Consider the following 20,785-nt stretch of genomic DNA (forward strand, 5'->3'; position numbering starts at 1 on the left):
GCTGGAACCCGAGTTCATCGCATCAGGAGAAAGACCATACTGAACATCTACGCTGCTTCCTTCATGACCGCCACGCGGTTGAACGCACCCAAGCTGCGCGACGCGCCCAAACCGAATGCGCCAAAAAGGAAAAAATGGCTGCCCGCCGGACACTGGTGGGTCAGCAAGAGCCGCGAGTTGGATCCGCGCAACCTTTAGGATCAGTTTGCGTGCCCGCGCTGGACCGGGGCCATTGTCGGCACTATTTTCGGAAAATGCGGTGCCGGCTGTTCAGGAAACGCGCGAACAGATGGAACAGCCGGCACCTGGGCCTTCGGGCGGCACGCCGCCCGAAGGTGTTCTCGGATCTTATTGACCGCCACCCAACTGGTGGACATAGGCCGACACGGCGCGGATCTGCGCCTCGGTCAGACGCGTGTCCCAGGGGGGCATGACGCCAAACCGGCTGTGGGTCACCGTTTCGGTCAGCGTTTTCTCATCGCCGCCATACAGCCAGATCGCATCCGTCAGGTTCGGTGCGCCCTGCGCAATATCGCCCTTGCCGTCTTCACCGTGACAGGCTGCGCAATTGTCCTCGTAGACAACCTTGCCCGCCTGCGCCGCAGCATCGTCGGTTTGGGCGTTGGTCAGCGACATCACATATTGCACGACCTGGGTGATTTCCTCGGGCTCGAGGATCTCGCCGAACGCCGGCATTTCGGAGTAGCGCGCGTCGTCGCTTTCTTCGTTGCGAATGCCGTAGCTGACCGTTGTGACGATGTCATCCAAGGTGCCGCCCCACAGCCAGGCGTCGTCCAGAAGGTTCGGGAAACCCTTTGCGCCCTGCGCGCCCGAACCGTGGCACTGAGCGCACCAGGTGCGGAACACGGCGCCACCGGCGTTGACCGCATATTGCTGCAGCTCGGCATCCTTGGCGATATCATCCAGCGGTGTCTCGACCAGCTTGGCGTTCCACGGAGCGTTGGCCTCTTCGAACGAAACCATCTCCTTCTGCACCAGCTCGCGCGAGGACCAGCCAAGCACACCGGCGGTTGCAGATTGCACCAGCGGCCACGCCGGATACATGATCGTGTAGATCACACCCCAGAAGATGGTCGCGTAGAAGGTCCACAACCACCAGCGCGGCATCGGATTGTCGAATTCCTCGATGCCATCCCAGCTGTGACCGGTCGTCTTGGGATCACCCGGCTGTTTTTCAGGTGTCTTGCTCATTTCCGCGCCTCCTCGGATGTGGCGGGTTTGTCTTGATGCCGGAACGGGATGTTTGCGGTGTCCTTGTATTCCTTGCTGGCACCGGGGCGGAACACCCAGATGACGATGCCGACAAAGAAGGCGAACAACAGCAGCAGCATCCAGCTATCCGCGAATTGCCTCAGGATCGTGTATTCTTCCATCACACCCTCCTTTAGCGGCTTGCATCCGGGGTGAAGGTCGAGAAGTCGACCAGCGTTCCCAGCATCTGCAGATATGCAACCAACGCATCGGCTTCGGTCAGTTCCGGCTGACCATCGAAGTTGCGCACGTTGACGTTTTCGCCGTAACGCTCCAGCAGCCCGTCATAGTCGCTGTCCGGATCGGCCTGCGCCCGGAAATCGGCAACTGCGTTTTCCAGCATCTCGTCTGTGTAAGGCGTGCCCAAAACCGCATTGGTGGCCATGATGTCACCGATATACCGGCCGTCGATCTTGCGGTTTTCCAGAAAGCCGTATTTCGGCATCACGGACTCCGGCACCACCGATTGCGGATCACGCAGATGGTCCACGTGCCATTGATCCGAGTAGCGGCCACCCACACGGGCCAGATCAGGCCCGGTGCGTTTGGACCCCCACTGGAACGGGTGGTCGTACATCGACTCGGCCGCCAGCGAGTAGTGGCCATAGCGCTCGACCTCGTCCCGCATCGGGCGGATCATCTGACTGTGGCAGACATAGCAGCCTTCGCGGATGTAGATCTCACGCCCCGCCATCTCGAGAGGGGTGTAAGGGCGCATGCCCTCCACCTTCTCGATTGTGTTCTCAAGGTAGAACAGCGGGGTGATCTGAACGATGCCACCGATGGTCACGACCAGGAAGCTGAAGATCAGCAGGAGGGTCGCGTTGGTCTCGAGGATCTTGTGTTTGTCGAGAATTGCCATTGCTCCGGCCCTCCTTATTCAGCCGGGACCGCGACGGTCAGGCTGGCCTCTTTGGCCGGAGCCCGCCGGACGGTCATCCACAGGTTGTAGCACATGATCAGCGCACCAGCGACGAACAGAACACCGCCCAGCGCACGCACCACATACATCGGGAACTTGGCCGCAACGGTGTCGGCGAACGAGTTCACCAGGAAGCCGTTGGCATCCACTTCACGCCACATCAGGCCTTCCATGATACCGGTGACCCACATCGACGCGGCGTAGAGCACGATGCCGATGGTGGCGAGCCAGAAGTGCCAGCTGACCATCTGCAGCGAGTACAGACGCTCGCGCTTCCAAAGAACCGGCACCAGGAAGTACAGCGCACCAAAGGTGATCATGCCGTTCCAGCCCAGCGCGCCGGAATGTACGTGACCAATGGTCCAGTCAGTGTAGTGCGACAGCGAGTTCACCGCGCGGATCGACATCATCGGACCTTCGAAGGTGGACATGCCGTAGAAGCCGACCGAGATCACCATCATGCGGATGACCGGGTCGGTACGCAGCTTGTCCCAAGCGCCCGACAGGGTCATCAGGCCGTTGATCATGCCACCCCACGAAGGCATCCACAGCACGACCGAGAACACCATGCCCAGCGTCGAGGCCCAGTCAGGCAGCGCGGTATAGTGCAGGTGGTGTGGACCGGCCCAGATATACAGGAAGATCAGTGCCCAGAAGTGGATGATCGACAGCTTGTAGCTGAAGACCGGACGTTCGGCCTGCTTGGGAATGAAGTAATACATCATGCCCAGGAAGCCCGCGGTCAGGAAGAAGCCCACGGCGTTGTGCCCATACCACCACTGGATCATGGCATCCTGAACGCCCGACCAGACGATGACCGATTTCGAACCCCAGATGCTGACCGGAATGGTCATGTTGTTGACCAGGTGCAGCATCGCGACGGTAACGATGAACGCCAGGTAGAACCAGTTCGCCACATAGATGTGGGGCTCTTTCCGCTTGACGATCGTCCCCAGGAACACGGCCAGATAGGCCACCCAGACGATGGTCAGCCACAGGTCCACATACCATTCAGGCTCGGCATATTCCTTGGACTGGGTCCCGCCCAGCACATAGCCGGTCGCGGCAAGAACGATGAACAGCTGATAGCCCCAGAACACGAACCAGGCAAGGTTTCCGCCCCAGAGACGCGCGGCGCTTGTGCGCTGCACGACGTAGAAGGATGTGGCGATCAGGGCGTTGCCGCCGAACGCGAAAATGACCGCTGATGTGTGCAGCGGGCGCAACCGGCCAAAGTTCAGAAGCCCCTGCGCCCATTCGAAGTTCAGCACCGGAAAGGCCAGCTGGAACGCGATGAAGGTTCCCACCAGGAACCCTACGACACCCCAAAAGGCGGTTGCGATCACGCCATAGCGGATCACGCCATCCATGTACTCACCCGAACGATCGACAAGAATATCCGGCTCATCCGTATTTCGCAGCGTCCAGATGAACAGGCCACCGGCGATGAGCATCACCAGTATCGCGTGCACCTGATACGCCAAATCCCGCGCATAGTTGGATCCGATCGCTGCGAACAGCACGACCAGACCAAGCGCGATCAGCTTGATGTAATTCGACATATTGCGTCCCTTTGCCATGCTCCGGGCGATTCTTGTGCCGCATGGAGCTTTCGTTGACTGGTTGCTGTATGATCCATGCACAACCAATGCTGCTTTGATCTGCATCAAGACAATAGCCTGAAAACTGTGACAGGCATAAGCAAATGAATGGGTTACCTGGTCGCACAGGTTTCAGAACCCGAAACACGAGGTCGAAATGGCTTATAAATCTCTTCTCACCGTCATGACGGAAACCAAGTTTGCCGAGCCGGCTCTGGCCCAGTTGGTCGCCTTGGCCGAAGCGCAGGACGGCCATGCCGAAGCGCTGTGCCTCGGTGTCGACCGTAGCCAGACCGGCTACTACTACGCGGGCGCAAACGCCCTGATCCTTCAGGAGACCTTGAAGCGCGCAAATGCCGAGGCCGATGAAGTGCTTGCCTTTGCCGAGGATTTCCTGGGCAAGTCAGGCGTACGCTGGTCCGCTGAAAACGGCGTGGCGCAGATCGCCGACTTGGGTCGGCACGTCGCGCACCGGGCCCGTTTCTCGGACCTTGTCGTTTTGCCCCAGCCCTATGGCAAAGATCGCGGCGCCGAGGCCGAACCGATCATCGAGGCCGCCATGTTCGAGGGTCACGCCCCGGTTCTGGTGGTACCGGATGAGGCGAAACCATTCGCCAGCCCTCGGACGGTTCTGATCGGCTGGAATGAGAGTGTCGAGGCGATGAATGCCATTCGGCGCGCGCTGCCGTTCCTGCGGGCGGCCGAACTGACCCGGATCGTTGTGATCGACCCGCCGCGTCACGGCCCTGATCGCTCGGACCCGGGCGGTATGCTGTCGCAAATGCTGTCCCGCCATGGCGTGAAATGCGAAATCGACGTGCTGAGCAAGACGATGACGCGTGTGTCCGACATTCTGAACCGTCACGCCGCAGACGTCGAAGCCGACATGATCGTGATGGGCGCCTATGGTCACTCGCGGTTCCGCGAGGCCATTCTGGGTGGCGCGACACGGAACATGTTGGAACAGTCCTCGGTTCCGGTTTTCCTGGCCCACTGAACTGCGGGCACGGCAAAAGAAATAACCGCCCCAGACGGGGCGGTTATTTCGTCAGACCTTTTTGACCAAACCGATCAGGAACAGAAGGATGACGGCTCCGATCGTTGCAAAGAAAATCGACGACACCATACCGCCGCCGACGGAAAACCCGAGTGCGGGAAAAATCGTTCCGGCGAGAAAAGCGCCAACGATCCCGACGATGATGTTCCCGATCACGCCAAAGCCGCGCCCCTTCATGATCCTGCCCGACAACCAGCCCGCGATCGCGCCGATGATCAGCATTGCCAATAGGCTACTGAATTCCATGCCTTGCTCCTGAATATTGTTTCACGCAAAGGCATTAGAACACGGCCGGGCCGTTGGGTCACGCACGAACGTAGTGCATCCCCTGGAACCCGGATCGCAGATCCCGCACCTTGGGCGCAACCGATGCGGGATCATCCGCCGACAGTGCCTCGGCGAACAGGGCCACAAGGTCTCCGGCATGTTCGGGGGTCACTCCCCGCCGGACCAACTCGGGCGTTCCGATCCGCAATCCGTTCATGTCACCCGCAACCGAGGCGATCGGCAAACCGATACCACATGCCAGGAACCCAGCCCGCCGCAGGTGTTTTGACACCGCCTGCCCGCCCCCATAGTCGGCGGCCTTCAGCGCGAATTGGTGCGAGGTGGTGACGCCACCAGCCCCCTTGAACACTGGCAATCCCTGATCTTCCATCTCGCTGGCAATTGCCTGCGCAAGATCGATCATCGCTTGCCCATAGGCCGGCCCGCAGTCGACCCAGTCCAGCAACGAAATTGCCAGAGCCGCCGATTTCGCGGCATCGAAATTGGCCGTCATTCCGGGAAAGGCGATGGCGTCCAGCCGTTCGGCAATTTCGGCGTCGTTGGTGACGATCAGCCCACCCGCAGGGCCGCCTAGGCTTTTGTAGGTGCTCATCGTCATCAGATGCGCGCCTTCATCCAACGGATTCGCCCAAGCCCCGCTGGCAATGATCCCGCATTGGTGGGCCGCATCGAACAGAACCTTGGCCCCAATTTCGTCGGCAATTTCGCGCACGGCCGACACAGGATGCGGAAACAGGTTCAGCGAGCCACCAACGGTGATCAACCGGGGGCGGTGCGTTTTGGCCATGTCGCTCAGCGCGGCCAGATCCAGACTGTACCCGTCCGCATCCACTGGTGCATTGATCGTTTGCAGCCCATAAAGCCCTGCGCAGCCACCCTCATGGTGGGTCACGTGCCCGCCGATCGCTGCCGGCGGCGCGATGATCGTATCGCCGGGCCGTGTCAGAGCCATGAAGCCATACAGATTGGCCAAGGCGCCGGATGCCACCCGGATTTCGGCGTATCGCGCGTTGAACACGCGGGCCGCAAGCTCGGCCGCGATCACCTCGATCTCCTCGATGGCCTCAAGCCCCATCTCGTATTTGTCGCCCGGATAGCCCAAAGATGGACGACTGCCCAGACCCGCGGCGAGTGCAGCTTCAGCCCTTGGATTCATGACATTCGTCGCCGGGTTCAGATTGAAACACTCGGCATCATGAATATCCGAGTTTCGCGCGATCAGCGCGTCGATCCGGGCCTCAATCGCCTCCGAGCTGCTGTCGGCAACTTGCCGGGCGATGGTCTGAACAAGGTTTTCGCAGTCGCCCGGAACCCAGGCACGGTGAGCAAGGTGCTGCATCTGATCCTCCGTCTTTGCGGCCAACGATGCAAAGATCCTGACTTGCGCGCAAATCAGTTTTGCGAAAAATTAGGGTCAGAAAAATTGAGCCTAAATCCATGCCCGTTGCTCCACCGCGCCCCAAGCCCCTACCTTTGAACGCGCTGCGGGCGTTTGAGGCCGCTGCCCGCCTGGGCGGGTTCTCGGCGGCGGCTACGGAACTTGGCGTCAGCGCAGGGGCGATATCAGCCCATGTCAAAACGTTGGAAGACGAACTGGGTGCGCCCCTGTTCGAGCGCACCGCGAGAGGCGTTGCCCTGACCGCGCTGGGGCACAAGGCGTTGCCGGACCTGACCAAGGCCTTCGACACCTTGGGACAAGCCACGTTGACCATGCGCGCCCAGGCACAGCCGCAGGTGGTGCATATCGTGACGCTACCCTCGATTGCACAGCTATGGCTGTCGCCAAGGTTGCCCGAACTTCGAGCCGCAGAGCCGGAAATCGAAGTTTCGCTCACGGCCGAGGAAACCCCGCCCAACCTCAAGCGCGCGCCCTTCGACATCTACCTGTTTTTTGGCGGAGACTTGGGGGACCCCATCGCCGAAGACGCCATCTTTCCGGTTTGCGCGCCGGCCTTGGCGCATCGCCTGACTACGCCCGAGGACCTGGCGAATGTGACCTGCCTGTCCGACTCTACCTGGTTCGACGATTGGCAAACCTGGGTGGCCGCGGCGCGACCCGGATGGGCGTTCACACCCCGCGGGCCGGTCTTCTCTTTGTACGCGCTGGCAGTCGAAGAAGCGCTGAACGGTGCGGGAGTGTTGATGGGACACAGGGCGCTGGTCCAGCCGCATCTGGACAGCGATCGACTGGTGGCTCCGTTCGAAACGGTGGTCACTCTTCCCGACAGGCTCAAGCTGTGGTCGCCACGTGCGGTCCGGTCGCAGACACCGGTTGGGCGCGTTGTCGAGTGGCTCAGAAAAACCGCTTAGACCAGAAACCCGCCGTCCGAATCATCCCCGGCCTCTTCCATCAGGCGGCCGATATCTGGAACGGTCACGTGGCGCTTGCCCTGCAGCAGGATCACTTCATCCTTTTTCAGCGCAGATATCTGACGGCTGACGGTTTCGAGCGTCAGACCAAGGTAGTCGGCCATCGCCTCGCGGGTCAGCGGCAGGTCGAAGACGATTGGGCCGGATGAACCCTTCTGGCTGGCAGACGCATCGCGGCGCGCGATGATCGACAGCAGGCTGGCAATCTTCTCGCGCGCGGTCTTGCGGCCAAGAACCAGCATCCATTCACGCGCCGCGTCCAACTCGTCCAACGTCATCTGCAACAAGCGGTGGGCAATATGCGGCGTGCGGCCCATGAGGTCCTCGAACGGTTTCTTGCGGAAACAGCACATGACCACGTCGGTGGTGGCTTGCACGTCATAAGGCGCCGAGTCGCGCCCCGGCCGCCCTACGAAGTCGCTGGGCAGCAGCAGGCCCACCATCTGGGTGCGCCCGTCCTCCATGGTTTGGGTCAGAGACGCGATCCCGGACACGACCGAGCCGACGAAATTCATTTGATCGCCCGACCAGATGATCGTCTGACCGGCCTCGAAGCTGCGGTAATACTTGATCTCTTCCAAAGCGACCAACTCGTCCGCATCGCAGCGCGCGCAGACGGCTCGATGCCGAATTGGGCAGTCTTCGCAATTGGAGTGGTCAACGAGGGTATTCAGAGTCATGCGCGCGTCCACTTGATCTCGGTCAAGGTTTTCTGGTCGTCGAGCCTATACCGGTGTCGTCATGATAGTAAAACCTCAATTGGCAAAGCTCGGACTTTTTGACGCGAAGGTACCGCGTTATACCAGCTATCCGACCGCCCCCCACTTCAGCAATGACGTGGGGCCCGACATGTTTGGCGACTGGATTTCCGCCATCCGGCCGGGCAGTTCGATCTCGCTCTATGTCCATGTGCCGTTCTGCCGCCGGCTGTGCTGGTTCTGCGCCTGCCGCACCCAGGGCACCCAGACCGACAACCCGGTCATCGCCTATGTCGATGTCCTCAAGGCCGAGTTGGACCTGCTGGCCGCGCGCCTGCCCAGCGGGGTGACCCTGTCGCGCCTGCATTGGGGCGGGGGCACGCCCACGCTGCTGAACCCCGACCTGATGCGCGAACTGGCCGCGCATATTCTGGGCATCGTCCCACTGGGACACAACGCGGAATTCTCGGTCGAGATCGACCCCAACGAGGTGGATGCCGCCCGGTTGGATGCGCTGGCCGAAGCCGGGATGAACCGCGCCTCGATCGGGGTTCAGGATTTCGATGACGAGATCCAGAAGACTATCGGGCGCATCCAGAGCTATGACACCACCCGCGAGGCGATCGACATGATCCGCGAGCGCGGCGTGCCCAGCCTGAACGCTGACATCCTGTATGGACTGCCACACCAGACCAAGGCGCGGATGACCGAAAGCGTGCAAAAGCTGCTGTCGCTCAACCCCGACCGGGTGGCCCTGTATGGCTACGCGCATGTGCCGTGGATGGCGAAACGCCAGCAGCTGATCCCGTCCGACGCCCTGCCGACGCCGGAACAGCGGCTTGATCTGTTCTATACCGCCCGCCGTCTGTTCCTTTGGGACAATTACAAAGAAATCGGCATCGACCATTTCGCCACCAAGGATGACGGGCTGACCCATGCACTGAAAGCCGGGCGGCTCAAGCGGAACTTCCAGGGCTACACCGACGACCAGGCCGAGGTTCTGATCGGCGTCGGCGCCAGCTCGATCTCGCGCTTCCCGCAGGGCTATGCGCAGAACGCGCCAGCCACGTCGGCCCATACCAAAGCGGTACGCGATGGCCGGTTCTCGACCTCGCGCGGGCATCTGTTCAAGGATCAGGACATTCTGCGTGCCCGTTTGATCGAGGCCCTGATGTGCGACTTCCGCATCGACACGGCCGAGATCCTGCGCGACCACGACATCTCGGCGGCCGAGCTGACGGCGATGTACCAGCGCGCCAATGACACCTTCGACGGGCTGTTGCAAGTCACCGATGACGGGCTGTTCATCCCGCCCGAAGCGCGTGCCTTGACCCGGATGATCGCCCGCACCTTCGACGCCTATGACCTGAGCAAGGCGGGCCACAGCTCGGCGATCTAACGACAGGCGGCAGGCCGCATGCCGGCCAGTCGCCACAATGCTAAAAAGCGGGGGGTTGACGCGCGCGGTGGGTTTTCCCCACACTCGGAAGACGGGCGGCAGGCCGCCCGACGCCGAGGCAGGCCATCATTCAGACAAAACTCGCCGGCGCATCCGCGTCCGACAGGTCCTTTCGTGCAGCCACTCTGCAACTTGACGAAGGGACTACACCCATGCGCGTTTTCACCGTCCTCGGCCCCAGCCAATCGGGCAAGACAACACTGGTCGAGGCCATCAGTCGCCTTGATGGCCGGCCCACCACATTCGACCTATCCGGAACCGTGCATCTGCACGGTTTTTCTTATCTGGACGAACCGTGGTGCGCGATCGACGTGGATGGCGGGGGCGATGCGCTGGCCTATGCCGGGCCCGCCATGGCCATTTCCGACGCGGCGGTGGTCGTGGTCCCGCCGGATCCGGACGCGGCGGTTTTATGCGCCCCCTATCTGCGGCTGGTCGAGGAGGCGGGCATTCCCTGCTTTCTGTTTATCAACCGGATGGACAACCCCAACGGCCGCATCCGCGACATCATCGCCGCGCTGCAGACCTATTGCAGCCATCACATCACCTTGCGGCAGGTTCCGATCCGTGAAGGCGAAACCATCATCGGGGCCGTCGACCTGATTTCGGAGCGCGCGTGGAAATATCAGGAAGGTCAGCCCTCGGCGCTGATCGAACTGCCGCAATCGGTTGCGGATCGCGAGGCCGAAGCCCGCACCGAACTGCTCGAAACCCTGTCGGATTTCGACGACAACTTGCTCGAGCAGCTGATCGAGGACAAACAGCCGCCTAGCGCCGAGATCTATGACTTGGCAGCGCAGGTGTTGCAGAACCACCAGCTGATCCCGGCCTGCCTGGGCGCGGCCAGCCATGGCAACGGGCTGACCCGCCTGATGAAGGCCCTGCGGCACGAGGCGCCCGAGTTCGACATCGCCGCCGACCGGGACGCGGCGCCCGAGGCCGCCCGCGCCATCGCCGGGTTTGCCGACGTCAAGAAGCACATCGGCAAGATCATCGTCCTGCGGGGGCTGGGCGACGGGATCAAGGCGCATGACCCGCTGGGCGGCGAAACCGTTGGCAACCTGACCGCGCTGGACGCCAAAACCCAGATCGACGGGCTGAAGGCCGGCGAGATCGGGCTGGCGGTGAAATCCGATCACCTCAACCCCGGCAATATCTATGACAGCAGCGGCTCCACGCCGCTGCCGGATTGGGCCAAGGCGCATCCGGTCGCCTATCGGCAGGTGGTGTCGCCGGCCCATGAACGCGACGACGTGCGCCTGTCCAACGCGCTGTCCCGGCTGGTCGAGATCGACCCGGGCCTGACGCTGGAACAGGACGAGCTGAGCGGCCACGCCGTTCTGGGCTCGCAAGGCCCGCAGCATATGCGTCGGGTGGTCGCCAAGCTGGCCGAGGATTTCGGGATCGAGATCGAAACCTCTCCGGTCGAGACTGCCTATCGCGAGACCATCCGCGCCACCGTCGAACACCGGCACCGCCACCGCAAGCAATCCGGCGGCGCGGGGCAGTTCGCAGACGTGGTGATCTCGGTCGCGCCGCTACCGCGCGGATCTGGCTTTCAGTTCGACGAGGTGGTCAAGGGCGGGGCGGTGCCCAAGAACTATATCCCCTCAGTCGAACAAGGCGCGGTCGATGCATTGGCGCAGGGCCCCGAGGGTTTTCCCGTGGTGGATGTGAAGGTCACGCTGCATGACGGCAAGCATCACAACGTGGACAGTTCCGATTTTGCCTTCCGGACGGCCGGCAAAAACGCCGTGCGCGAGGCCTTGCCCCAGGCCAAACCCGTCGTGTTGCAGCCGATCCTGAACGCCGAGATCCATGTTCCGTCGGCCTTCGTGGGCGATCTGGTACCCACGATCAGTTCGCTTCAGGGGCAGGTCCTGGGGTTCGAGGGCAACCCGAACGCGCCGGGCTGGGAAATCTTCAACGCCAAACTGCCCGCCGTGGCCGAGGACGAGCTGCACCGCACGCTGGCCAGCGCCACGCGCGGGACCGGCTGGGTCAAGCTGCAATTCGACCACTATGAAGAGCTTCGCGGCCCGGTGCCGAAATCGGCGGCGCGCGAAGCGGCCAACGCCTAGCCCGCCGCTGCGATCAGTTCGCGGGTATAGTCATCCTGGGCGTTGACGAAGAGGTCTTCGGCAGCGCCCATCTCGACCACGTCTCCGTTGCGCATGACGATCACCTTGTGTGACATCGCCCGCACCACCTTCAGGTCGTGACTGATGAACAGGTAGGCCAGCCCGTATTTCTTCTGCAGGTCGCGCAGCAGTTCGACGATCTGCACCTGCACCGTCATGTCCAACGCACTGGTAGGTTCATCCAAAACCAACAGCTTGGGCCGCAGCACCATGGCGCGGGCAATCGCGATGCGCTGGCGTTGCCCGCCCGAAAACTCGTGCGGGTAGCGGTCCATGGCCGCCGGGTCCAGGCCCACCTCGGTCATCACCTCGGCCACCAGCTCGCGCGGGGCGCGGTGCGGATCAACCTTGTGGATCGCCAGACCCTCGGCAATGATCTGCTGGCAGGTCATACGCGGGCTGAGGCTGCCGAACGGGTCCTGAAACACGATCTGCATGTCCTTGCGCAGGCGGCGCAGTTCACGCGTGGACCAGCGGCGCACATCCTGCCCGCGGAAGGTGATCCCGCCCTCGGAGGCGATCAGCCGCATGATCGCCAGCGCCAGCGTGGTCTTGCCCGAGCCGCTTTCGCCCACGATCCCAACGGTTTCGCCCGCCCGCACGCTGAGCGTAGCGTCGTTCACGGCCTTCACATAGCCGACCGTGCGCTTCAGGAACCCGCGCTGGATCGGGAACCAGACCTTCAGATGCTCGGTCCGGGCCACTTCTTCGGCCGCGGGGTCGATCGGGTCGGGTATGCCCGTGGGTTCGGCCGCCAGCAGCTTGCGCGTATAGGGATGCTGAGGGTTGTCGAAGATCTCGGCCACAGGGCCGGTCTCGACGATCTCGCCATCCTTCATCACGCAGACCCGGTCAGCGATGCGCCTCACGATGCCCAGATCATGGGTGATGAACAGCATCCCCATGTTTTCCGATTTCTGCAGCTCGGCCAGCAGTTCGAGGATCTGCGCCTGAATGGTCACGTCCAGCGCGGTGGTCGGCTCATCCGCGATCAGGATGTCGGGCTGATTGGCCAGCGCCATGGCGATCATCACCCGCTGCCGCTGTCCGCCGGACAGCTGATGAGGATAGGCGTCCAGCCGTTCCTCGGGGTCGCGGATGCCGACCTTGTTCAACAATTCGACGATCCGGGCCCGCGCCGCGTCGCCCGTCAGCCCCTGGTGCAGGGCCAGCGATTCCGCCATCTGCTTCTGGATCGTGTGCAGCGGGTTCAACGAGGTCATCGGCTCCTGAAAGATAAAGCTGATGTCGTTGCCGCGCACCTCCATCAGACGCTGCTCGGATGCGCCGATCATCTCCTGCCCGTCATAGGTGACCGACCCTTCGACGATCGCGCTGTCGCCCAGCAGCGACACGGTGGACAGCGCGGTGACCGATTTGCCCGACCCGGACTCGCCCACCAGCGCAACGGTTTCCCCGCGATCGACATGGAACGACACGCCCCGAACCGCGGTGGTCACCTGCCCGTCCTGACGAAACGAGACCTTCAGGTTTTTGACATCCAGCAAGCTCATGAGAAGGTCTTTCGCGGGTCGAACGCGTCACGCACGCCTTCGAAGATGAAGACCAGCAGCGACAGCATGATGGCAAAGGTGAAAAAGGCGGTGAAGGCCAGCCACGGCGCCTGCAGGTTCTGCTTGGCCTGCAGGGTCAGTTCACCCAGCGAGGGTGCCGAGGACGGCAGGCCAAAGCCCAGGAAATCGAGGCTGGCCAGCCCGCCGATCGTGCCGGTCACGATGAACGGCATGAAGGTCAGCGTGGCCACCATCGCGTTGGGCAGCATGTGGCGGAACATGATGGTCAGGTTGCCCACGCCCAGCGCCTTGGCCGCGCGCACATATTCCAGGTTGCGGGCGCGCAGGAACTCGGCCCGCACCACGCCCACCAGGCCTGTCCAGGAAAACAACACCATCAGGATCACCAGCAGCCAGAAACTGCGCCCCAGCACCGCGAACATGATGATGATGACGTAAAGCGACGGGGTGGATGACCAGATCTCGATGATGCGCTGGAAGATCAGATCCAGCCAGCCGCCGAAAAAGCCCTGCAACGCGCCGGCGAATATGCCGATCAGGCTGGCCGCGCCGGTGACGATCAGGGTGAACAGGATCGACAGGCGGAAGCCATAGATGACGCGCGCCAGCACGTCGCGCTTGGTGTCATCGGTGCCCAGCAGGTTCTGCCCGTTGGGCGGCAGGGGCGCGGCTCCGGGACGGTCGACGCTGGTGTTGTAGGAATAGGGGATCGGCGGCCAGATGGCCCAGCCACGCTCGAAACCCTCGGCTTGGAACGTTCCCGCCTTGATTTGCTCGATGATGCCTTCGGGGTCATCGAAACAGTCTTCCAGCCCGCCGCTGTCGATCAGGCAGCGGACCTCGGGGTCGCGGTAGATCGCCTCGGTCTGGAAGTCGCCGCCGAACTCGGTCTCGGCGTAGAAGTTGAAGATGGGCGTATAGAACTCGCCCCGATACTTCACAAGGATCGGTTTGTCATTGGCGATGAATTCCGCGAACAGCGACAGACCGAACAGCACCGAAAAGATGATCAGCGACCAGAAGGCCCGGCGGTTGCGGCAGAAATTGCGCCAGCGACGTTGGTTCAGAGGAGAAAGTGCCATTTACCCCTCGCGTTTCTCGAAATCGATGCGCGGATCGACCAGCACATACATCAGGTCGCTGATGATGCCGACGACCAGACCGAGCAGACCGAAAATGAACAGCGTCCCGAAGATCACCGGATAATCGCGCGCCACTGCGGCCTCAAAGCCCAGACGACCGAGGCCATCCAGCGAGAAGATCGTCTCGATGATGATCGACCCGCCGAAGAACACGCCGATGAACACCGCCGGGAAGCCGGCGATCACGATCAGCATCGCGTTGCGGAATACGTGGCCGTACAAAACGCGCTGCTCGCTCAGCCCCTTGGCGCGAGCGGTCATGACGTATTGCTTTTTGATCTCGTCCAGAAACGAATTCTTGGTCAGTAGCGTCAGCGTGGCAAACGCGGAAATCGTAAGTGCGATGGTCGGCAGGGCGATGTGCCAGAAGTAGTCGGCCACTTTGCCCAGCAGGCTGAGGTCTTCCCAATTGTCCGAGGTCAGCCCGCGCAGCGGGAAGATCTGCCAGTAGGAGCCGCCCGCAAACAGCACCAGCAGCAGGATCGCAAACAGGAAGCCGGGAATCGCATAGGCCACGATGATGGTCGCGCTGGTCCATGTGTCAAAGCGTGAACCATCCTTGACCGCCTTTCGGATGCCCAGCGGGATCGAGACCAGATAGGCGATCAGCGTCGACCACAGGCCCAGCGAGATCGAGACCGGCATCTTCTCGAGCACCAGGTCGATCACCGAGACCGAGCGGAAGTAGCTTTCGCCAAAATCCAGCGTCAGATAGTTGCCCATCATGTTCAGGAACCGCTCGACCGGCGGTTTGTCGAAGCCGAATTCTTTCTCCAGTTCGGCGATGAATTCCGGCGGTAGGCCGCGGGCGCCCACGTATTTGTCATCGAAAACGCCACCGCCGGGTTCGGCCCCGGCACCCGCGTCACCGGACCCCGCAAAACCCGCGAATACATCGCCCTGCCCTTCGATCTGGGCGATGATCTGCTCGACCGGACCGCCGGGCACGAACTGCACCAGCGTGAAGTTGACGATCATGATGCCCAGAAGGGTCGGAATGACCAGCAACAGGCGTCGAAGAATATATGCGCCCATGTTAACGCAGCGCGCCTTCTGCTTTCAGGGCCGCTTCCTTTTCGGGATTGATCCACCACAGATCAAGGTATCCCAGCGCATAGGGCGGCAACTGATCGGGGTATTCGTACATGTTGTAGTAGGCTGTCCAGTATTCCGCGATATACCCATCCGGTATGATGAAGAACTCATAGCGCAAGGCGCGATCCAAGGCCATAAGCGCTGCGTCCTGATCAGTTTGATTGTTGGTCGCGAAAGACGCCTCGATGATGGCGTCCACCAACGGGCTGGCAAGGCCTGCCGGGTTGAACAGGCTGAACTCGGCCTCTTTCGAGCCATACATCTGACTGAGGCCACCGCCCGTGGACAGGAACGCGCCATAGCGTGTTGAATAAACCATGTCATAGTCACGCTCGCGGCTGCGCAGGGTGTACTGCGCCGGATCGACCTTTTCGGCCGACGCATCCACGCCCAGCGCCTGGAGGTTTTGGACAAAGGTCTCGATCATCGTGGCTGTCGATGTCGGCAGGTTGGACGGATAGGGGATGTTCACCCGCAGGGTCTGACCCTGAGCATTGCGGCGCAAGTTGCCGTCGCCCACCGGCCATCCGGCTTCGTCCAACAGTTTTGAGGCTTTGCGCAGGTTGCGCCGATCGTTCAGGCGCGCCGGGTTGGATTCGTGAACGGTCGTCACCGGTTCGGAAAACAGCTCGGGTGGAACCACGTCGCCCAAAGCTTGCAGAAATGCCAGCTCTGGCCCCTGCGGTGTATCCATCGCTTCAAGCGGCGTGCCTTCGATGAACGAATCGCGGGGCGAGTTCAGCCCGAACAGCAGAGACTCATTGGCCCATTCAAAGTTGAATGCCAGCGCCAGTGCCTTTCGAACATTCTTGTCCGCAAATTGCGGACGCGCGAGGTTGAACACAAATCCCGACGGGGTCGGCGGACTGCCATTCGCAATCGCGTCCTTGACGACATAGCCCTCTTTCAACTTGGGGAAGTCATAGCCGGTCGCCCACAGTTTGGGATCGCTTTCGATCCGCAGCGTGTATTCGCCTGCCTTGAAGCCTTCAAAGGCGGCTGTCTGGTCCGCGAAATACTCGACTCGGATGGTATCATAGTTGTGCCGGCCCTTGTTGAACGGCAAGTCCTTGCCCCAGTAGTCGTCCCGGCGTTTGTAGACGATGCGCCGGTTGATATCGTAGCTCTCCAATTTGTACGGCCCAGATCCAACGGCCACTTCCAGGCGCGGCTCGTCGAGGCGACGGGACGGATCGGCCTCGAACCACGCTTTCGAAAATACGGGCGTCGCGCCGACGGTTTCGATCCGGCTGCGGGCCGTCAATTCGGGATTGAACGTGAACTTGACCGTGTGCGTATCCAGCGCCTCGGCGCCGGTCACCATCCGCCCGACGGCCTGCGCATATGACGGCAGGCCCTGTTCGATGAACAGGCGGTGGCTGTAGACCACATCCTCGGCGGTGACGGGCGTGCCATCCCAGAACGTCGCTTGGGGGCGCAGGTGGAAAATGACCCAGTTGCGGTCGGCGTCATACTCCAGGCTCTCAGCCAATACGCCGTAGTACTGGCCGACACTGTCATCGGTGCTGTCCATCAGCCGATCGTATTGCAGTGTCGTCAACGCTCCGGGGCGACCTTTGCGTGAATATGGATTCAGGGAATCAAACGTGCCCGATGCGGCCAATGACAGCTCGCCGCCCTTGGGTGCATCCGGGTTGGCATAGTTCAAGTGCGTGTAGTCGGCGGGGTAGTCGAGATTGCCGAAGTACGAGTAGCCATGGCTGCGAATGATCTGGTCCTCGTCGGCCCGGACTGGCCCCGCCTGCCCCAGAACCAACGCCGCCGAAATGCCCAATGCCGCGACCCAATGACGAAAACCTTGTTCGCGCGCGCCAGGCAGATGGGAAATCATACGGGTCATCCTTCGATGTTGTCTTCTGTCCATGTCCTTGTGGGCAAGCTAAAAGCCCAGCACTGACACTTGCAAGTTTAGAATGCGTGAGCGCTTTGTGAAGTTTTGCTCAGACAAAAAAAGCCGCTGCACATGGCAGCGGCTTTCGCATTTCGGTGTCTGGATGGGCAGATCAGCCGCCAATCGTCTGCAGGTACGCGATCAGGTCTGCGCGTTCCTGAGCCTTTTTGAGACCGGCAAAGCTCATCGAAGTGCCTTGGATATAGCCTTTGGGGTTTGCAATGAACGCATCCAGCTCTTCCGGGGTCCAGTTGCCGCCGTGCGACTGCATCGCCGCCGAGTAGCCGAAGCCCGCGGCCGCCGCGACCGGGCGGTCCACGACGCCATACAGGTAGGGACCGGTGCCATTGGCGCCTTCTTCCAGCTTGTGGCAAGCCGAACACTTGCGGAAAACCTTCGCGCCCTTTTCCGGGTCAGCTGCGGCCAGCAGATCGGCAAAGACCACCTCTTCGCCGTCAGCGCTTTCGCCCGAGCTTTCGGTTTCAATAACATAGGCGGCTTCGCCGTGCCCGCCGACATGGTAGAGAACGTCGCCCCCCCATTTTGCCAGGAGGAGTACAAGGAAGGCACCGAACAGGCCGGCTGCGGCCTTGGTAACTGTCATCGTGTCGAACATTGATCGCGAGTCCATTTCAGCTGTCTTCGGGGTGTCTAAGGCTTCCCCTTGCAAGAGGCAAGGTATAGACACCGCGACGAAACGCCCAATTCTGGAACTTGTTGCACGGAATCGACCAAATGACCAAACGCATCGCCTTTCAGGGGGAACCCGGCGCCTACAGTCACGAAGCCTGTCGCAATGCGCGTCCGGATATGGAGGCCCTACCCTGCCGAACATTCGAGGACGTGATCGAATCGGTGCGCTCGGGCGAGGCCGATCTGGCCATGCTGCCGGTCGAGAACAGCACCTATGGACGAGTGGCCGATATCCACCGCCTGCTCCCGCACAGCGGGCTGCACATCGTGGACGAGGCCTTCGTGCGGGTTCACATCAACTTGCTGGGCGTGCCGGGCGCAAAACTCGAAGATATCACCGAAGCCCATTCGCATCTGGTGCTGTTGCCGCAATGCGCAAGCTTCCTGAAGGCCCATGGCATCCGCGGGCGGGTCAGCCCTGACAACGCCCGCGCGGCGCGTGAGGTCTCGGAAGCGGGTGAGAAACATTCGGCGGCCCTGGCCAGCGAGCTTGCTGGCGAAATCTATGGCCTTGAACTGCTGGCGCGCCACATCGAAGACAGCGACGACAACACGACCCGCTTTCTGGTGATGTCGCGCGAGGACGACCGCAGCCGCCGTGGCGAGCACGGGATGATCACCAGCTTCGTGTTCCAGGTCCGGAACATTCCGGCGGCGCTGTACAAGGCCATGGGCGGTTTTGCCACCAACGGCATCAACATGACCAAGCTGGAAAGCTACATGGTTGATGGCTCGTTCACGGCGACTCAGTTCTACGCGGACATCGTCGGCCACCCGGAAGACCGCAACGTGCAACTCGCGATGGATGAACTGCAGCATTTCACCACGAATGTGGAAGTGCTGGGCGTGTACCCCGCTGCTCGACCACGCGGTTAGTCTGCTCCCACGCGCAAGCCGCTTGGGACTGCTGGAGGCCGGTCAAATGCCGGCTCTCAAGCCCCGTGCAGATAGCGTTCTTCCATTTCGCGCGCAAAATCGCTCAGTCGCATCTGGAACTGGCGTCGGAATCTGGCCTTGCCCAGCTTCAACGACTGCAGAAGCAGACGCGCAGGCAAGGTCTTGGCCGCCAGTGACATCTCGATGCTCAGCCGCGTCTGCTTCTGCGACAGCGACAGAAGATCAATCGTGGTCAGGCCGTTCATCCCCTTGCTTGTCGATCGAAACCGCATGGCTGTGGGGCGATCGAACTCGGCCACCTCGACCGCGACGTGGCGGGGCTTGCCACGGATCATGATATCGGCTTCCCAGCACGACCCGACCCAGTGACCCGGCATCTCGACGGTGCGTCGAACCTCGACACCGCGGCGCATCGCCATGCGCTCGAACCGTTCGAAATCCGCGACCATGTCGAACACCGCATCGATCGGCGCCTGGATATCTTCGCGTGCTGAAACCTGCATGTCGGCCTTTTCTGCTCAGTCAGGGTGCCAGTGTTTCGTCAGTCCAGCGTATCTGCAAGCCAGTTACGCAAAAGAAAATGCGCGATTGCCCCCTTCCGCGCTGGCAGAAGCTTGGGGTGCTCGCCTGCAAAAGCCTGCATCATCTCGGATTTGGTGACCCACATCGCGTCCTCGATCTCGACCGGGTCGATCGTGATCTCGCGCGACAGCGCCTGCGCTGCACACCCGAACATCAGCGACGACGGAAATGGCCAGGGTTGACTTGCCAGATAGCTGACGGGTCCGACCGGAACGCCGGCCTCCTCCATGACCTCGCGTCGCACGGCGGCCTCAAGGGTTTCGCCCGGTTCGACGAAACCGGCCAGCAGTGAATACATACCGTCGGGCCACCCCGGAGATCTGCCCATCAGGACAGTATCACCATGCGTGACCAACATGATCACCACCGGATCGGTGCGTGGAAAGTGCTGCCCGCCACAGGCCGGGCACAGCCGTTGCCACCCGGCCTGTGAAATGTTGGTCGGGTTGCCGCAGCGCGCGCAAAACCTGTGCGTCTCGTGCCAGCCGATCACGGCCTTGGCGGTGGCTGCCAATTCGGCGTCCCCGGCCGACAGCCGGGTCATGATCCGACGAAGCTCGGCGAACACGTGGCCCACGGGCAGCCCCGGATGCTGCTGTTCGGTTCGGTCCACGAACGCTCCAACGCCCGACAGGTCCAACCCGTCGGCAGACCAATTCGAAATGTCCATTGCAAACAGCGGCGCACCCGCATCACTGCGCCCCAGCAAGATCGGTTGGTCAACCGCCCCGCCGGGTCCGTTCGCAACCAGATCGTGGTCCATCGGAACCAAGGCCAACTGGTCCAGCGCTTCGCCCATGACCAGCGGTTTGCCCCGCCACATCAGGATGCACCGCGCCGTGGGATCGGACCGTGCTGCCTCCAAAGCTCTGGCATCGGTACGGATCTGCGCCGCCCGGTCCAGTCCAGAGCTGCCAAATGTCACGCTTTCCGCCCGTTTCATGCCTGTCCCTTTGGAATTTGCACAAGGGCTGCCACGACTTGGGCACTGGTGCAATGGGAATTCACACTCGCAAAAAGCATCGTTGTCGCAAAGGACGCATGGAAGCCCTGACGATTACCTGTATTCTACCTTTCAGTGAAAACGTATGCACAACAGCACCTAAAAGAAGAAAATTGGC

19 protein-coding genes are annotated in these 20,785 nt (G+C 61.6%); 5 read left to right on the forward strand and 14 right to left on the reverse strand.

From position 1 onward, the window contains the following. Positions 1–348: 348 nt before the first annotated feature. The 4 genes from ccoP to ccoN are packed head-to-tail and all read right to left on the reverse strand — an operon-like array spanning position 349 to position 3,756. Positions 349–1,212, reverse strand: coding sequence for a cytochrome-c oxidase, cbb3-type subunit III (ccoP, locus tag ACR0FC_RS10965; RefSeq protein WP_170341424.1), 864 nt, complete (start codon positions 1,210–1,212; stop codon positions 349–351). After that, entirely contained in the window at positions 1,209–1,394 is a 186-nt protein-coding gene (locus tag ACR0FC_RS10970) for a cbb3-type cytochrome c oxidase subunit 3 (protein WP_093964331.1), read from the reverse strand. Before ACR0FC_RS10970 ends, ccoP begins: the two co-directional genes overlap by 4 nt. An 11-nt stretch (positions 1,395–1,405) precedes the next feature. Beyond that, positions 1,406–2,134: a cytochrome-c oxidase, cbb3-type subunit II gene (gene ccoO / locus ACR0FC_RS10975; RefSeq protein ID WP_093964330.1), complete on the reverse strand. Its 729-nt coding sequence runs from the start codon at positions 2,132–2,134 to the stop codon at positions 1,406–1,408. Between the two features lie 14 nt (positions 2,135–2,148). Beyond that, positions 2,149–3,756 (reverse strand): cytochrome-c oxidase, cbb3-type subunit I, encoded by a 1,608-nt coding sequence (gene ccoN / locus ACR0FC_RS10980; protein ID WP_093964421.1) that lies wholly within the window; start codon positions 3,754–3,756, stop codon positions 2,149–2,151. 196 nt (positions 3,757–3,952) lie between these two features. On the opposite strand from ccoN, the gene ACR0FC_RS10985 reads away from it, so the two are divergent. Beyond that, entirely contained in the window at positions 3,953–4,792 is an 840-nt protein-coding gene (locus tag ACR0FC_RS10985; RefSeq protein WP_170341422.1) for a universal stress protein, read from the forward strand. 51 nt (positions 4,793–4,843) lie between these two features. Here ACR0FC_RS10985 and ACR0FC_RS10990 read toward each other — a convergent pair whose 3' ends face one another. Beyond that, entirely contained in the window at positions 4,844–5,098 is a 255-nt protein-coding gene (locus tag ACR0FC_RS10990) for a GlsB/YeaQ/YmgE family stress response membrane protein (RefSeq protein ID WP_093964328.1), read from the reverse strand. Between the two features lie 58 nt (positions 5,099–5,156). Continuing rightward, positions 5,157–6,479, reverse strand: a complete 1,323-nt coding sequence (locus tag ACR0FC_RS10995) for a serine hydroxymethyltransferase (protein ID WP_170341420.1) — start codon at positions 6,477–6,479, stop codon at positions 5,157–5,159. Between the two features lie 98 nt (positions 6,480–6,577). Here ACR0FC_RS10995 and ACR0FC_RS11000 point away from each other — a divergent pair, with 98 nt between their 5' ends. Continuing rightward, on the forward strand, positions 6,578–7,450 hold the full coding sequence (locus tag ACR0FC_RS11000) for a LysR family transcriptional regulator (protein WP_170341418.1): 873 nt from the start codon (positions 6,578–6,580) through the stop codon (positions 7,448–7,450). On the opposite strand, the gene fnrL is transcribed toward ACR0FC_RS11000, so the two are convergent. Continuing rightward, positions 7,447–8,190, reverse strand: coding sequence for a transcriptional regulator FnrL (gene fnrL / locus ACR0FC_RS11005; protein WP_170341416.1), 744 nt, complete (start codon positions 8,188–8,190; stop codon positions 7,447–7,449). The genes ACR0FC_RS11000 and fnrL overlap by 4 nt on opposite strands. A 61-nt stretch (positions 8,191–8,251) precedes the next feature. On the opposite strand from fnrL, the gene hemN reads away from it, so the two are divergent. After that, positions 8,252–9,607, forward strand: a complete 1,356-nt coding sequence (gene hemN / locus ACR0FC_RS11010; RefSeq protein WP_170341414.1) for an oxygen-independent coproporphyrinogen III oxidase — start codon at positions 8,252–8,254, stop codon at positions 9,605–9,607. Positions 9,608–9,819: 212 nt separating this feature from the next. After that, on the forward strand, positions 9,820–11,748 hold the full coding sequence (locus ACR0FC_RS11015; RefSeq protein ID WP_170341412.1) for an elongation factor G: 1,929 nt from the start codon (positions 9,820–9,822) through the stop codon (positions 11,746–11,748). On the opposite strand, the gene ACR0FC_RS11020 is transcribed toward ACR0FC_RS11015, so the two are convergent. From ACR0FC_RS11020 to ACR0FC_RS11040, 5 genes are all read right to left on the reverse strand, one after another. Then, positions 11,745–13,322, reverse strand: a complete 1,578-nt coding sequence (locus ACR0FC_RS11020) for an ABC transporter ATP-binding protein (RefSeq protein WP_170341409.1) — start codon at positions 13,320–13,322, stop codon at positions 11,745–11,747. The two genes, ACR0FC_RS11015 and ACR0FC_RS11020, sit on opposite strands and share 4 nt — an antisense overlap. Then, positions 13,319–14,425 carry an ABC transporter permease gene (locus ACR0FC_RS11025; protein ID WP_170341407.1) on the reverse strand — a complete coding sequence of 369 codons (1,107 nt, stop codon included), beginning with the start codon at positions 14,423–14,425 and terminating at the stop codon, positions 13,319–13,321. The genes ACR0FC_RS11020 and ACR0FC_RS11025 overlap by 4 nt, the downstream gene beginning before the upstream one ends. Beyond that, complete coding sequence (locus ACR0FC_RS11030; RefSeq protein WP_170341405.1) at positions 14,426–15,520, reverse strand: microcin C ABC transporter permease YejB; 1,095 nt, start codon at positions 15,518–15,520, stop codon at positions 14,426–14,428. A gap of 1 nt (position 15,521) precedes the next feature. Continuing rightward, positions 15,522–17,441, reverse strand: a complete 1,920-nt coding sequence (locus ACR0FC_RS11035; RefSeq protein ID WP_254437814.1) for an extracellular solute-binding protein — start codon at positions 17,439–17,441, stop codon at positions 15,522–15,524. A gap of 163 nt (positions 17,442–17,604) precedes the next feature. Further along, positions 17,605–18,108 (reverse strand): c-type cytochrome, encoded by a 504-nt coding sequence (locus tag ACR0FC_RS11040; protein WP_170341467.1) that lies wholly within the window; start codon positions 18,106–18,108, stop codon positions 17,605–17,607. A gap of 119 nt (positions 18,109–18,227) precedes the next feature. Between ACR0FC_RS11040 and ACR0FC_RS11045 the strand changes: the two genes are divergently transcribed. After that, the gene (locus ACR0FC_RS11045; RefSeq protein ID WP_093964319.1) at positions 18,228–19,061 is read left to right on the forward strand and encodes a prephenate dehydratase; all 834 of its coding nucleotides are present in this window, start codon (positions 18,228–18,230) and stop codon (positions 19,059–19,061) included. A gap of 56 nt (positions 19,062–19,117) precedes the next feature. Here ACR0FC_RS11045 and ACR0FC_RS11050 read toward each other — a convergent pair whose 3' ends face one another. Together ACR0FC_RS11050 and nudC are read right to left on the reverse strand one after the other, a co-directional pair. After that, positions 19,118–19,585, reverse strand: coding sequence for an SRPBCC family protein (locus ACR0FC_RS11050; RefSeq protein ID WP_170341401.1), 468 nt, complete (start codon positions 19,583–19,585; stop codon positions 19,118–19,120). A 38-nt stretch (positions 19,586–19,623) separates the two neighbouring features. Beyond that, the gene (nudC, locus tag ACR0FC_RS11055) at positions 19,624–20,607 is read right to left on the reverse strand and encodes an NAD(+) diphosphatase (protein WP_170341399.1); all 984 of its coding nucleotides are present in this window, start codon (positions 20,605–20,607) and stop codon (positions 19,624–19,626) included. Positions 20,608–20,785 lie beyond the last annotated feature (178 nt).

Source organism: Ruegeria sp. BB9 (genome assembly GCF_056539345.1).